Annotated in this window: 10 protein-coding genes, 1 tRNA gene and 1 other RNA gene; 10 read left to right on the top strand and 2 right to left on the bottom strand. The window is 44.0% G+C overall.

What is annotated here, in order from left to right:
• Positions 1-36: 36 nt before the first annotated feature.
• The 3 genes from ychF (at position 37) to EYS13_RS02215 (ending at position 3,606) form a co-directional block, all read left to right on the top strand.
• A complete protein-coding gene (gene ychF / locus EYS13_RS02205; protein ID WP_423055312.1) occupies positions 37-1,131 on the top strand; it encodes a redox-regulated ATPase YchF in 1,095 nt (364 codons plus the stop codon).
• Between the two features lie 322 nt (positions 1,132-1,453).
• Positions 1,454-2,875, top strand: a complete 1,422-nt coding sequence (locus EYS13_RS02210; protein ID WP_227765521.1) for an MFS transporter — start codon at positions 1,454-1,456, stop codon at positions 2,873-2,875.
• Between the two features lie 17 nt (positions 2,876-2,892).
• On the top strand, positions 2,893-3,606 hold the full coding sequence (locus EYS13_RS02215; RefSeq protein ID WP_227765523.1) for a DUF5714 domain-containing protein: 714 nt from the start codon (positions 2,893-2,895) through the stop codon (positions 3,604-3,606).
• A 48-nt stretch (positions 3,607-3,654) separates the two neighbouring features.
• Here EYS13_RS02215 and EYS13_RS02220 read toward each other — a convergent pair whose 3' ends face one another.
• Positions 3,655-4,899, bottom strand: a complete 1,245-nt coding sequence (locus tag EYS13_RS02220) for a solute carrier family 23 protein (protein ID WP_227765525.1) — start codon at positions 4,897-4,899, stop codon at positions 3,655-3,657.
• A gap of 297 nt (positions 4,900-5,196) precedes the next feature.
• On the opposite strand from EYS13_RS02220, the gene rnpB reads away from it, so the two are divergent.
• The 5 genes from rnpB to EYS13_RS16350 all read left to right on the top strand — a co-directional run bounded on the left by rnpB (position 5,197) and on the right by EYS13_RS16350 (position 10,456).
• Positions 5,197-5,543: RNase P RNA component class B (rnpB, locus tag EYS13_RS02225), an RNA gene on the top strand.
• Between the two features lie 19 nt (positions 5,544-5,562).
• Positions 5,563-5,639, top strand: a tRNA-Met gene (locus EYS13_RS02230).
• Positions 5,640-5,819: 180 nt separating this feature from the next.
• Positions 5,820-6,386, top strand: a complete 567-nt coding sequence (locus tag EYS13_RS02235; RefSeq protein WP_227765527.1) for a flavodoxin family protein — start codon at positions 5,820-5,822, stop codon at positions 6,384-6,386.
• 325 nt (positions 6,387-6,711) lie between these two features.
• Positions 6,712-8,925 carry a cytochrome c3 family protein gene (locus EYS13_RS02240; RefSeq protein WP_227765529.1) on the top strand — a complete coding sequence of 738 codons (2,214 nt, stop codon included), beginning with the start codon at positions 6,712-6,714 and terminating at the stop codon, positions 8,923-8,925.
• 178 nt (positions 8,926-9,103) lie between these two features.
• A complete protein-coding gene (locus EYS13_RS16350) occupies positions 9,104-10,456 on the top strand; it encodes a histidine kinase (protein WP_277998241.1) in 1,353 nt (450 codons plus the stop codon).
• 110 nt (positions 10,457-10,566) lie between these two features.
• On the opposite strand, the gene EYS13_RS02255 is transcribed toward EYS13_RS16350, so the two are convergent.
• Positions 10,567-11,100: a DoxX family membrane protein gene (locus tag EYS13_RS02255; RefSeq protein ID WP_227765530.1), complete on the bottom strand. Its 534-nt coding sequence runs from the start codon at positions 11,098-11,100 to the stop codon at positions 10,567-10,569.
• A gap of 353 nt (positions 11,101-11,453) precedes the next feature.
• Here EYS13_RS02255 and EYS13_RS02260 point away from each other — a divergent pair, with 353 nt between their 5' ends.
• Positions 11,454-12,905 (top strand): aminopeptidase, encoded by a 1,452-nt coding sequence (locus tag EYS13_RS02260; protein ID WP_227765532.1) that lies wholly within the window; start codon positions 11,454-11,456, stop codon positions 12,903-12,905.
• A 159-nt stretch (positions 12,906-13,064) separates the two neighbouring features.
• Positions 13,065-14,693, top strand: a complete 1,629-nt coding sequence (locus EYS13_RS02265) for a peptide ABC transporter substrate-binding protein (protein WP_227765534.1) — start codon at positions 13,065-13,067, stop codon at positions 14,691-14,693.
• The last annotated feature ends 21 nt before the right edge of the window (positions 14,694-14,714 follow it).

The following is a 14,714-nucleotide window of genomic DNA, read 5'->3' on the forward strand; positions in this document are numbered from 1 at the left end:
TGAGAAACGTTGAATCTTAAACCAGAGGTGAAGGAAATGGCTTTATCCTGTGGAATTATCGGTCTGCCTGTAGTAGGCAAGACAACTTTTTTTAATTTATTGACAAATGCACAAGTAGAGACCAGCCAGTTTTTCAGCGGCAAAACCAGTACCAATTTTCACCTGGCGACTATCCCTGATGATCGAATTGATTTTTTAGCTGGCATGTACAAGCCAAAGAAAACTACTTATGCTACTTTGGAAGTTACAGATGTTCCGGGTCTGGTCAGAGGCTCCAGTCAGGGGCAGGGGGCAGGCAATGAATTTTTAACTGCCATCAGAGAGGTTGATGCCCTTATTCACATTGTACGGGCATTCAGAAATGAAAATGTGCTCCATGTGGATGGGTCTATCGATCTCCTGCGGGATTTGGAAACAGTTAATTTGGAACTTTTGTTTGCGGACCTGCAGCTCATTGAAAAGAGAATTGAAAGAATCAACACTGCCAAAAAGAAGACCAAGGAGCATGAACTGGAATTGGCAGCCATGTTGAAATGCAAGGATACCTTGGAAAGCGAAAAACATATCTATCAGGTAGATTTATCAGAAGATGAACGGCAAGTGCTTCGCCATATTACATTTTTGACGGAAAAGCCCATGATCATTGTAGTAAATTTGGATGAAGAGCAACTGGCAGAGCGAGAGTTTCCCCAGCAGAGAGAGGTAGAAGCCTATGCGCGGGAACGGGAAATACCAATGCTTGCTATCTGTGCTAAAGTGGAAGCTGAGTTAAATGAATTGGGCCCGGAGGATCAGGCTGTCTTCATGGAAGAACTGGGAATTACCGAGCCAGGCATTAAACGTTTGGCCCAAGTGGTGTATGACCGGCTGGGTTTAATCTCCTTCCTCACCGCCGGAGAAGATGAGGTCAGGGCCTGGACTATTAAAAAGGGTCTCAACGCTAAGCAAGCCGCCGGGAAAATTCATTCCGACATCGAAAGGGGATTTATCCGGGCAGAGGTAGTTGCCTTTAATGATCTGAAAGAACTGGGCTCCATGGCAAAGGTTAAAGAGAAAGGATTAGCCCGGTTGGAAGGGAAGGATTATATCGTCCAGGACGGGGACATAATTAACTTCCGGTTTAATATTTAGCTTAATTACTAATATTATTTTTAATCAGTGCACAAATTTGAAGCAATTCAATACGAAAAGAATGGCTTTATCAATTTCTACCCCCAGGAATATGTAGATATAACTTCCTTAAATCAAGGCGCATCCGAAAGTCTTGGTGTTTTTGGATCAAGTTGCTGCGAAAATTGCCGGAAGAGAAAAAAGCTACTCAGATGTTGTTTGAGTAGCTTTTTGCATTATGGCCAGGAATTGTAAGCAACTGCGTAATTTCTTTTTCTCCCAAAATAAATTAGTGTTATAATCATGTTATGGTATTTTGCGGCAGGGTGAAGGGGAGACGATAATGACTGCGAAACATGTATCCCACTGGCTGGTGCTTGCCAATGTTGCAGTAGGAACTTTTATGTCCACTTTAGACGGAAGTATTGTCAATGTAGCTCTCCCTGCAATGGCTAAAAGCTTCGAAGTAAATATTGATGTGCTCCAGTGGGTTGTCACAGCTTATCTTTTGACGATTTCCAGTTTGCTGCCGGTCTTTGGCCGTTTGGCGGATATTTTGGGAAGAAGCAGGGTTTATGCTGCCGGCTTTCTGGTTTTTGTGGCAGGGTCGGTGTTCTGCGGTTTCAGTACAGCTATTTGGGCACTGGTGGTCTCCAGAGTGCTGCAAGCCATAGGGGCAGCAATGCTGATGGCCAATGGTATGGCAATTATAACTTCGGTTTTTCCGCCTGAGGAACGGGGACAGGCTTTGGGTATTTCGGGAACGGTAGTGGCTGCCGGAAGCCTTACCGGCCCAAGCATCGGAGGTTTCCTTGTCGCTGCTTTTGGCTGGCCGTCAATATTTCTGGTTAACCTGCCTATAGGGTTGGCTGGTTTTTTGTTGTCCAGGTCAGTACTGCCGCGGGATTATGCCGGCCAGGAGCGCGAGCCCTTTGACTATTTGGGCGCAGTATTTTTCACTTTGGGGATGTTTCTCACTTTGTTCGGGCTCTCCAGTGGGGAAAGATTTGGTTGGTCATCCCCGGTAATCTGGCTTTCCCTGATTTGCGGCGGTGTGGGTTTGAGCGTTTTCTTTTATCACGAAAAAAAGGCGGTATACCCTATGCTGGACCTCAAGTTGTTTCAGAATAAAATTTTTCTTTTTGGCAATTTGGCAGGCTTGATTTCTTTTGTTTCTATGTTTGCCACTACTTTACTGATGCCCTTTTACATGGATAAGATTTTGCACTTTGAACCCCGGGAAATCGGTTTGATGATGACTCCATTTCCCTTGGCCATGGCCGTTATAGCCCCATTAAGCGGGCGCTTGTCAGACCGCATTGGTCCGGTTATATTGACAACTTTGGGGATGGGCATTAATAGTTTAGGTTTAGTATTATTATCATTTTTAACTCCTAACGCCAGCTATTTTACGATCTTTTGGCGTATGTTCCTTCTAGGCGTGGGTATGGGGTTGTTTCAATCCCCCAATAACAGCAGTGTCATGGGAGCAGTCCCAAGAACAAAGCTGGGCGTAGCAGGAGGAGTCAATTCCCTGGTCAGGAATGTGGGGATGGTAACCGGTATAGCTTTTTCGGTATCACTGTTTGTAGCGCTTTTGGGATTTTACCAGCGCAACGGGTTACCTTACCAGGCAGCTTTTATGAGCAGCCAGGCAACTGTTTTCAGGGCTGCGGCAGTATTTGCGCTGGCAGGATTGTTTTTCAGCACGGTAAGAGGTAAATACTACCGGGAACAGGAATTTCCAGATGCAAGAAATGAGTAAAGACAGGAGTTGAAAACATGAATAATACTGAAGGCTGTTTGATTTGCGGCGAAGAACTGGTCTATGGCTCAGCATGGCGCCTAAATACCTGTTTGTATTGTGGACGAACGCAGCATTCCACAATTTACTGCCCTAACGGGCATTTTATTTGTGATAATTGCCACCGCCAGGAGGCAATAGAAGTTTTGAAGCGGGTCTGCTTGGACTCAAACAGCAAGGACCCTGTTGCCCTCGCCAACAAATTAATGGCCCATCCCTCTTTTAAAATGCACGGACCAGAACATCATGCCTTAGTTCCCGCTGTTTTGGTAACTGCTTATGGAAATATCACGGGCGAAACAGGCGAGTCCCACATTTTAGAAGCTATTGCGCGGGGAGCAACTATACCCGGAGGCATGTGCGGCAATTTTGGGGCCTGCGGTGCCGGAATAGGTGCGGGGGTGGCAATGAGTGTTATTGCCGGTGCGACTCCTCTGTCCACAGGCAGTTGGGGTGAAGCAAACTTGATGACAGCCCACGTCCTTAAGAGCATTGGGGAAAAGGGCGGCCCCCGTTGTTGTAAACGCTGTACCTGGACGGCGCTGACAGCGGCTATGAATTTTTTGGAAGAAAAGCGGGGCGTGCATTTTGATAAAACAGCAACCGAAGGGAATTGTACCCATTTTCAGCGCAATAAACAATGCCAGCGCTCCAAGTGCGTCTTTTTCCCTCCGGCCCGTCAAAAGAGCTGAACAATTAAAAACCCCCTTTGAGGGGGGCAACTGAAAATTCTCTTTTTGTTATTCGTTAGGCAAAATTAAGTTAAGCAGGATTCCCGCCAAAGTAGCGTAGCCTACTTTACCGCTCCCTATACCTATAATCAGGATGATGGCTACAATAATCAGGTTTTTGGTTTTTGACAAATCAGTCTTGGCTTCGATCATGGTACGCATTCCTGCAGCAGCGATCATCCCGAAGAGCAGGATGGAGATGCCTCCCATCACTGCCACTGGTATGGAAAGCAGCAGTGCATTCAATACGCCGCTGAAGCTCAAAAGAATGGCAATGACTGCAGCAATTCTGATGACCCACGAGCTATACACTTTGGTAATAGCCAGTACGCCGATATTTTCACCGTAAGTGGTGCTGGGAGGACCGCCGAACAAAGCGGCTGCGGCTGTTGCCAAGCCGTTGCCCAGAAGCACCCTGTCAAAACCGGGATCCTTGATCATATCCTGCTCAGTTACATTTCCAATTACAAAAATATGTCCCAGATCTTCAATAATGGTAACGAAAGCTATAGGTGCAATTGTTAAAATGGCAGCTACGGAGAAAATCGGCACCGGCAGGTTAAACCCAAAGATAGACCAAACCTGACCGGCGAAGTCTTTTGCATATACGGCAGTAGGGTTTTGCAATAGCGAGGCAGATGCAATTGCGTTCAAGTCGATGAGGTTTTCAACATAGCCAAGCAATTGCAAGACGATAGCAAAAACGTAACCGGCAATAATGCCCAATAAAATTGGGATGACTTTAATCAACCCGCGTCCAAAAATTGTGAAGATAATTGCGGCAATCAATGTAAAAATGGCGATTGGCCAGTTTTTGGAAGCCATGTCATTGACCGCCACACCTGCCAAGCTAAGTCCGATAATCATTACAACCGGGCCAACCACTATGTTGGGAACATATTTATGGATAAAATCAGTTCCAAAGGCTTTGATAATGAAATAAACTAGCACATAAACCAAGCCGGCAATGATAGCTCCCCCCATAGCGGCGGAAAAGTTGTGCTGTTCTTTGACGAACAAGGCCAAGGGAGCAATAAAGGCGAACGAGGAGCCTAGGTAAGCAGGTACTTTATTTTTGGTGAAAAAATGGAAAAGTAGGGTGCCGATACCTGAAGTCAAAAGAGCGACGGAAGGACTTAGTCCGGTCAAAAAAGGAACTAACACTGTTGCGCCGAACATGGCAAAAACGTGTTGAACAGCTAATGGCAAAGCCCTGCTAAAAGATGGTTTTTCAGTAATCCCGATGTGACTCATTGTGATTTCCTCCTTATAATAGTGTACCCCGGAGAAAAAATAAAACTCCTTGCGGAAGACTAACAAGGAGTAAATAACGGTAAAAATCTGTATTTCTCCCTTATTAGTTTCTCCGAACTAATTTAAAGGGTACATTTTTATTAGATTCCTTTGAGAGAATAGCAAAAATGCCCGGAGTTTGTCAATAATATTTTTTCAAAAGCCAACAGAAATTTCCACGGAACCCTAGTTGACAACTTCAATTGCAGGCTTTATAATTCTAATTCCGGAAGCAATTTTAATACAATAGGGCTTTGGAATCACAAGATGATCGCGCAAAGCTAACGCTTTGTGAGGAAAGTCCTGGCTGGCGCAAGCTGCGATGCGATTTACGCAAGGTGTGGAGCCTGCTTGCAGGGAAGGTGCTTGACGCAAGTCAAGGTAGGGCAACCTAACGGCGGGGAAAATATCTCTTTGAGGTATGACTACCCATAAAGTGCTATAGTGACGATGCTACCTGGCGACAGGTAGAGTGAGACGACGTAAACCCCGCCTTGCCAGAAACCCTCTGAGAGGGGAACTTTCCAATGGGAATTGAACCGGAGGAAAGCGCGGCAAAAGCCGTGAGAAAGATGATCATCCACGACAGAACCAGGCTTATCGTGATTCCAGAGTGAAAAATATGGCGGTGTAGCTCAGCTGGTCAGAGCATACGGTTCATACCCGTAGTGTCGTTGGTTCAAATCCAACCACCGCTACCATTTAAGTTGCCGGCAGCAAAGCCGGTATTTTATTTTGTTCAGTTTTAGAGGAATAAAAAATTAAAACTAAAAAATTAAAGGAAACTAAGAAAACAAATTTTATTGGGAATTTGCTGAATATCTGTTATAATTAGGTTGCAAATTTAAGTACGGTTAAGTTTCGAAAAAAGGGTGGATTGCATGGCAAAGGTTGTGTTAATTTCAGGAAGCCCTCGCAAAAATGGAAACACAATGCAGGTACTTGGCGTTTGCAAGGAGGAAGTGGAAAAAGCGGGGCTGGAAGTGGATCTGATTTCACTACATGATAAGAGCATTCGATCCTGTATAGCATGTTATAAGTGTGTAGGAAGCGGTAAATGCTCTTTGGATGACGGCCTTAATGAAATTATTGCCAAAGTAAGGCCGGCGGAGGGGCTCATTGTGGCAGCCCCTGTATATTTCGGTACAGCCAGGGGAGATTTGATGTCTGCTCTGCAGCGCATAGGGATGGTCTCATATAACAATGATAAATTTCTCTCCTGGAAAGTGGGCGGACCTGTTGCAGTGGCAAGAAGAGGCGGGGTATCAAGTTCCTATCAGGAAATGTTAATGTTTTTCTTTATCAATGAAATGATTGTACCTGGTTCAACCTACTGGAACATCATTTTTGGCAAGCAGCCCGGAGAGGCGCTAAATGATGCAGAAGGTATAAATACGGTGAGAAGGTTTGCACAGAATGTGGCTGTGTTAATTAAGAAATTAAATTGATTATAGGGTCCGGTGTAGCCAGCTTATGCCTCTTTGCCTGTTGCTTTGCAAAACGTTTTGAGTAACGGTTTATTCATCGGGACTGTGTTGACATTAGTGCTGGAACATCTAATTTTTCGTAGGAACAATTAGCATATTGGCTTTGTACCCTTGCTCTTGTGGCAAGGGTTTTTTATATCCAAACTTACCTCGAAAAGTGACATTTGTCCCGGACATTTTTAGTACTTTAATCTCCTGACCCAGTCAGGAAAATATTGCAAAATAGAGATGTAGTGCTTGTGACAACAAGTACTATTTGCTGAATTTAAAATAAGGAGGTGAGACGGTGCAGTTAAACAGCAAACTGAATATGGTGAAAAAGGAGGAGAACTGTGTGGTCAAAAAAATATTTTCAGCGCTAATAGTGCTTGCTTTTTTGGCTGGCGTATTTTTCCTGGTCATCCCTCAAGAAGCCAATGCTTTTGAAAACCTGAGTAAAGATGGGAATTGTACTCCTTGCCACACGGACGGCAGAAAAGCTAAAGCTGCTGCTACCGCTAAACCGGCGCCGGCACCTGCTAAAGCAAGCGCAGTTAAGCCAGCTCCTGCTAAAACAGCCCCTGCACCTGTCAAGGTATCCGGCATTAAAGCAGGCGAATTTGCGGAGATGCTGAAAAAAGCTGGTTTTACCGTTTCCGTTGTTAATGGTGAAGCGGTCTTAACCAGGGAGGCTGCCGCGGAGTTTATGGTCAAGACTCTAGGCTTAAAACCCGCAGCAGATACTTCTGTCTTAAAAGCTTTCAAGGATAGCAGTAAAATCGGCTCAACTTACAAAGGTTATGTTGCTGCTGCAGTAAATGAAAAGTTGCTCTTCGGCTATGGCAACAAGACCTTTGTCCCGCAAGGCGGTGTGGACAAAAAGACAGCTGAGGCGCTGGTTTGGAGAATGATGTCCAAACAAAAACAAGCAGCCGCGCCTGCTAAACCTGTTGTCAAAGGTTTAAACGTTAAATTAGGTGTAGAAGGCTACGTTGGCTCCGATACATGCGGCAAGTGTCACGGCGATGCTTATAAATCCTGGAAGGATACTGCCCACAGTAAAATGGGGCAGAAAATCGCTGATGGCTCAGTACTCCAAGAAATTAAATGGGACGCCCAGTTGAGTACCATCCCTCAGTTTGATTTGAATGGAGTTAAGGTTTCGGGTTTGGGTTATGCTCAGAATACAAAACCCATCTTTACAATAGGAAGTGTCCATAAGCAGCGTTTTGTTTTTGACACCAATGCCGATGGTGACGCCAGTGTAATCGATGTCAACGACTTGAAGATTATGCCCCAGGAATGGATTCGCCCTGCCAACGGCCAAGGAGACAAATGGCAAGACTATAGTTCTAAGAAATGGAAAAACTGGAAGGAATGCGCCGGCTGCCATTTCACTGGGGTTAAAGCCGATGTGAAAGCCAACAAGGTACAAGTAGCCGAATTTAACATCGGCTGTGAAGCTTGTCACGGCCCCGGCAAACAGCACGTAGCTTCCGGCGGGGATAAGACCAAGATCTATTCCGGAGCCCAGGCTTACTCCTGCGGTGCCTGCCATACCAGAGGTTATAACGATTACACAACCAAGGAGTTTGAGTTTATTCCCAACCTTATGCCTTGGGATGACCCGGCAAAGGTAGCCGATAAGTATACCCATGCCGGCGAAAATGGCAACGAATTGGATGCTTTCTGGGGTAATGAGCCGGTCAACGGTCCCTCCAAGAAACACCACCAGCAGTATCTGGATTGGAGACGTTCGGGACATGCTACTATCTTTGAGCGGAACATCCAGCTGCCTAATTTCGGCGATTCCTGCCTGAAGTGCCACTCTGCAACAGCTTATATAGCTGCAGAGAAGGCTGAAAAGGTCACTCTGGCCGACTTCAAAGCCGGCGGTAAGTTTGAAAATGACCGGGCCGGCGTCACTTGCGTGGTTTGCCACACTTCCCACGCTACCAAGACTGCCAAGCCAATCGGTTCTGCTAACCTGCGCAAGTCCAGGGAGGAAACCTGTACTCAGTGCCACGTTGAGTCTGGCCTGATGTTCAAGGGCGATGTAGCTGCCAAGATGAAAGGCAAGTCAGTGGTGGCTACCAGCATCCCCAGCGACACTACCCTTACTTGTGTAGACTGCCATATGCCTAAGGTGGCAAAGAGCGGTGTAGACGGTGACTTAAGCAGTCATATGTTCAGGCCGATCACTAAGGAAGAAGCTGCTAAGCTAGGTATGCCTGCTACAGCAGTCTATGTTGAACAAGCCGGAGTTGAGAAAAATAGGGAACTTCAGGTTAAAGTTCATGAGTTAGAAGCTAAGCTTAAAGAAGCTGAAGGAAAATTTGCTGCTTTAGACAAGAATAGTGAGCACTATGCTAAAGCAAAAGAGCTTCTTGACGGCGCCGGTGCAAACTATTGGTACCTGCACAAAGATCCGGGAGCCGGTTACCATAACCCGGCCTTTGCCCAAGAGCTGCTGGATAGAGCAAACAGTAACCTGGCTGAGTTTGAAAAGCATATCCAATAAAAGGAAAAGCCGACATTGTTCGGCTTTTCCTTTTATCACGCTTGAACAAATTGCAGGGATAATGTAATGTAAAATTGTAATACCATAATCTAAGGATGGTAGCATGTCAGCCTTATATGAATTTTTCAGTACAAATCTGTCCGTTGTTTATTTTATATATGGATTGGTTTTTTTTCTGATGGGTTTTGCAATTTTTCTGCAAAACAGAAGAATGAGCAAGATACCTTTGGCCAAACACCTTTGGCTTTTGGCATGGTTCGGGATTATACATGGTTTATCAGAATGGGGTTTTGTCTTTATACCTATTCAGGATGAAAAGTTATACGAAAGCTCGGTTATTCTACTACGTTTTATCATTGCCCTTTCTTTCTTTTTTCTTCTGCAATTTGGTATGAATCTTGTGATAAAGGATTCACTAAAACGGCTAAAATTGCTACCTGCGCTGCTATTTACAGCCTGGTTCGGCGTGTTTTTATTTTATGTCCTGTCTAGCCATAATTCAAACAACGAGCATCTACTCTTTTGCGAAACTCTAGCCCGATACTTTTTGGCTTTGCCGGGAGCAATTCTTACCGGTATTGGTTTAATAAAGCAAAAAGAGCAAGTACAGTTTATGAACGGTCGGTTAGTTAATAACCTGCTGGGGGCGGCTCTGGCGTTTTATATTTATTCTATAGTTGGTGGATTTTTTGTGCCGGGATACAACTTTTTTCCCGCTAATAAGTTCAATTCAGAGTTTTTTTTTCAGGTAACAGGTATACCAATTGCTGTGTTGCGTACGGCATGCGGTTTGGTAGGAGCTTATTTTATTATTCGGGTATTAGAAATTTTTGATCAAGAATACAGCATCCGTTTGGAAGCAGCGGAAAAAAACCAAGCTGTTCTGCTTGACCGGGAAAGAATAGCCCGAGATTTGCATGACGGAATAATTCAGTCCATTTATGCCGTTGGTTTAAATTTAGAGAACACCCGCTACCTTTTGCAGGAAAATCCTGTTCAGGCAGAACAGGAAATAACGTCTATTATGGAGAAATTGAATAATATTATTGTTGATTTACGCCAATGTATTTTAAATTTGCGCCCTGTACAACTTACTGACAGCGAGTTTCAAAAATCGATAATCAGTTTAATTACGGAATTTAAACGAAACACGGGGATTTCTACCGATTTCAGCGTGATTCGTCAAACGGACGCGCGCCTGCCGCAGGGAAGTTTGAGCCATATTTATTTTATCGTCAACGAGGCCCTGAATAATATTGCCAAGCATGCCAATGCAAATCAAGTTAAAGTACAGTTTATTTTTAGGCCAGAGTACCTGGAACTCAGTATCAGTGATAATGGCAAAGGGTTTTCCTCTCCCGACAAATTCAAATACGGCAGCCTTGGACAGGGCCTAACCAATAAGCAGATCGCCCAGCAGATATTTTTAAGTGAAAAAACGGTACGTAATTACGTTAGCAATATCTTGAGCAAGATGGGGTTTAGCAACAGAGCGCAGGCAGCTGCATATGCAGCCAAAAAAGGAATTTAACTAAAAACAGATATATTACAGATAAAGTGAGCTTGAGAATTATTAATAAATGATAGCGATCGTAAAATGCCATAGGCAGAGTGACTTTCTGCCTATGGCATTTTTATATTTTAAGCAACCCTGGCAGTGGAACCTTTTCCTTCCCAAGTCGGATTTTTTCCTTGCCGGAAATGTTTTTTAAATATAAAGTAATCAAGTCCTATTCTATAAGAGTTTATCCCTGCAGCCAAGAGCAAAATTGCTGCTGTATAAAGAATCGGGTTTGTGCTGGTTGTTCCGGCCAGCATAAAGTTTAAATTCATTAAAGCCCCGCCCAGTAAGGCCAGCGTAGTTAAGCAGCCTAAGACAAGACCAAGCCCTACGGCTAATTCCCCAAAAGGTATGATATAGCTAAATAATTTAGCGTTAGGTAGAGCAAAATTTTGGATAAAAGCAGCATACCAACCTTGAACAGCAGGGTGCTCGCCGCTGGCTAATTTAACAGCATTGCCTAGAAATCCGCTTATGGCTACGCCAGCTTTGTCTCCGGTCCAGACCGGGTTGCCGATTTTGCTCAGGGCTGCTTCGATCCACTGTGCCCCGAGCCAAATGCGCAGGATAGTCCAAACTACCGCCAGCTTAGGCTCGGAAAATAACCTTTTCATTGTTACTACCTCCTACACAAATTAGTAGATAAATCGTATCTTAATTATCCCATTTGTGAGTTATTTTGCAAATCCCTTTAGCTGAAGATTTCGCCGTATATATTGCCCTAGGCATTATAGCAGGCTTCTTGCAGGTGATAGCGGAAAAATGCTTTTAATTAAAGCTTGTCTAACCACACTGCTACGGATTGGGTTATTTAGCATTTTTGTACAGCAGGATTTTTCAGAAATAAAGCGAATTTAATTATAGTATTAGCCTATGCTCAAGCTACTTCGTGGCTTAAATCGGCAAAGGATATGTTTTTATATGGGGTGAACTAAATTACACTGATAAGAAAGTGGTAGGAGGAACTTTGCGGGACATTTTTTTTCTTAGTGATTTGGCAGCAGTAAAGGCTATAGCTGATCCACAACGACTCAGAATTTTGGAAATTTTTATTCGCCAAAAGGCTACGGTTCAGCAGGTGGCGACCATGCTAGAAGAGACGCCGGCAAAAATTCATTATCATGTAAGGGAACTTTTGAAGCATGGCATGATTGAACTTGTTGAAACTGTAGAAAAGAAGGGTATTTTAGAAAAATACTACAGGGCGGTTGCACGTAATTTTTACATTGACCAGGCTTTAGGTGAATATTTTGAGGATAATGAAGCAGCGGCTTTAGAAGTTGTAACCAAGGATATTTTGTCCTGGCGAAGGCTTAAATTTTTGAAAGTTGATATTAACCGGGTAGCCGATACCTTAGTTAACACTTGTTTAAGGATCCAGCCAGGAGAAGTTGTTTATATTCAGGGCAGTACCGATGAAACGGATTTGGCGGAGGCGTTATGTTCGCAACTTTATCAGGCTGGTGCCTACCCTCATCTCCATTTAATTTCTCCTGAACTGAAATTACAGTTGCTGCAAAAAACCCCCTTGGAGCAACTGCCACATAGCCTGAGTTATCTGGCTAACTGGATGGACGAAGTGACAACAATGATCATGCTGGAACATATAGTAGATCCTTTGGAAGTTAAAGAGGTGGAGCCAAAGCGGGTTGAACTGTTCAGGCAAGCCTGGGCTCAAGTCAGAAATAAAAGGACTGAACGGGGCATCAAATGGGCCTTTGTAGGTTACCCCACTGAAAAGCAGGCCCAAGCAATTGGAGTAAATTTTGTTCGCTTTCACGATATTTTTTGGCGAAGTATGGATATAAATTACGAAAAAGTAGGCCTCTTAGGTCAAAAAGTAGCCCGGTTTTTGGAAAGTGGACAGGAAGTACAGTTAAAATCAAGCAGTGGTACAAGTTTAAAGTTAAATATAGCCGGGCGTAAGAGCTTTATAGAAGATGGAATTATAGGTGCTGAAGATATTGCCCAGGGTAAACCGTTTATAAATTTTCCCTGTGGAGAGGTTAGTATAGCTCCCATAGAGACTTCAGCCCAAGGAACAGCAGTTTGTGATTTTACATATTACAACGGGCAGAGAATTACAGGCATTCTCATGGAATTTGCCGAAGGCCGTTTAGTGAAGCTGCAGGCTGAGGAAAACGAAGAATTGCTGCGGCAAATTCTTTTGGAAGGAAACGATGACCGCGACCGGATAGGGGAATTGGGAATTGGTTTAAATCCTATAATCGAGCAGCCTCTAGGGTATCCGGTTTACGACAGTAAGGCTTTTGCCCGTGTGCATCTATCTTTTGGTGAAAACCGCATGTTCGGAGGCAGGAACAAGGCCGCTCTTAACTGGCCCATGGTTCTTGATAAAGTCGATGTTACAGTGGACGGACGACAGCTGATTCAGGCTGGGAAGTTCGTTTTTAAATGATTTAACGATAAAATTTATTTTATCGTTAAACTAAAATTTATCAGAAGCGAATGACTGCAAGCTTGAACAAGTAGGCAAAGGGGGTGTCTATTGGGGGAATTAATAATTCTGATAACAAATATTATGTAGAGAAGAAAAATTTAAGGAGGTTAAAGTTTGATGTGGAGAAACCGTAAAATGTTTGTTGTCCTAGCGGTAGTCTTAATGTTCAGCTTTGTTCTTACCGCCTGCGGAGGTGGGAATAAAGCAGCCAATGAGGGAAATAAAACAGAAGAGAAAGTCATTACTTACAATCTTGGTACCGAACCTGAAACCTTAGACGTTGCTACTGCTACCGGAAAACCGGAAGCTACCGTTCAAATGGCCATGTTTGAAGGTCTGACCCGCTTGGATGCCAATAACCAGCCTGTACCAGGCATGGCAGAAAAATGGGATATTTCTCCTGACGGATTAGTTTATACCTTTCACTTGCGGGATGCCAAATGGACAAACGGTGATCCGGTAACTGCAGAGGATTTCGAATTTGCTTGGAAGCGTTTATTAAATCCCGATACTGCGGCTGAATATTCATACCAGGCATTTTACATTAAAAATGGCGAAAAATACAACGCCGGTGAAGTTTCCGCTGACGAGGTAGGGGTGAAAGCTTTAGACGCAAAGACATTGCAAGTAACACTGGAAACACCGACTCCTTACTTTCTGAGCTTGACTGCTTTTCCTAACCTTTATCCTGTTAATAAAAAAGTTGTAGAAGCTAATCCTGACTGGAACACTAAAGTTGAAACTTTAGTCGGGAACGGTCCTTTTAAAATCATAAACTGGGAACACCAGCAAAAAATTGAGTTAGTTAAAAACCCGGATTATTGGGCTGCTGATGATGTGAAAATAGATAAAATCATCATGACTATGGTAGAATCCGAAGATACGGAGTTAAGTATGTTTGAGTCGGGGCAAATTGATATAGCTGAGAACCCGCCGACCCAGGAAGTTCGCCGTCTGTTAGATGAAAAAATAGCCACTATGTATCCAGATTTAGGTATTTACTATTATATGTTTAACGTCAAACAGGAGCCTTTTGATGATCCACGGGTGAGAAAAGCTTTTGCTATGGCTATTAACCGTCAGGCGATTATTGATAACGTGACCCAGGCTTTCCAAAAGCCGGCCTTTGCAGTAGTACCATACGGCATACCTGATGCGGTACCCGGTGAAGACTTCCGTGAAAAAGGCGGCAATAATTATTTCACTGAAGACGTTGCCAAGGCAAAAGAGCTCTTAGCTGAAGCGGGATACCCAGATGGAAAGGGATTACCTGAAATCAAGATTCTTTATAATACCAATGAAGGTCATCAAAAGATCGCAGAAGCCATCATGGAGATGTGGAAGAAGAACTTGGGTGCCAATGTAACTTTAACTAACCAGGAGTGGCAAGTTTACTTGAACACCCGAGCAGCCGGAGATTATCAGGTTGCCCGTGCCGGTTGGGGTGCTGACTATACTGACGCCATGACTTTCCTGGATATGTGGATGACCGGTAACGGCAACAACCAGACTAACTGGGGCAACCCGGAGTATGACAGGTTGATTAAAGAAGCTAAGTCCAACCCTGACCCGGCTGTAAGGATTAAAGCAATGCACGATGCTGAAAAAATCCTGATGGATGAAATGCCTATCATGCCGATTTATTTCTATACCAACGTCAATATGTATAAGCCCTGGGTAAAAGGTGTTATAGTTCCTATGGTTGGCGGTTATCAAGAATTTCGTTGGGCTTATATTGAAAAATAAGCTATATGCTTAGAAGCCTTA

It is taken from the genome of Zhaonella formicivorans (assembly GCF_004353525.1).
GTDB lineage: Bacteria > Bacillota > DUOV01 > DUOV01 > Zhaonellaceae > Zhaonella > Zhaonella formicivorans.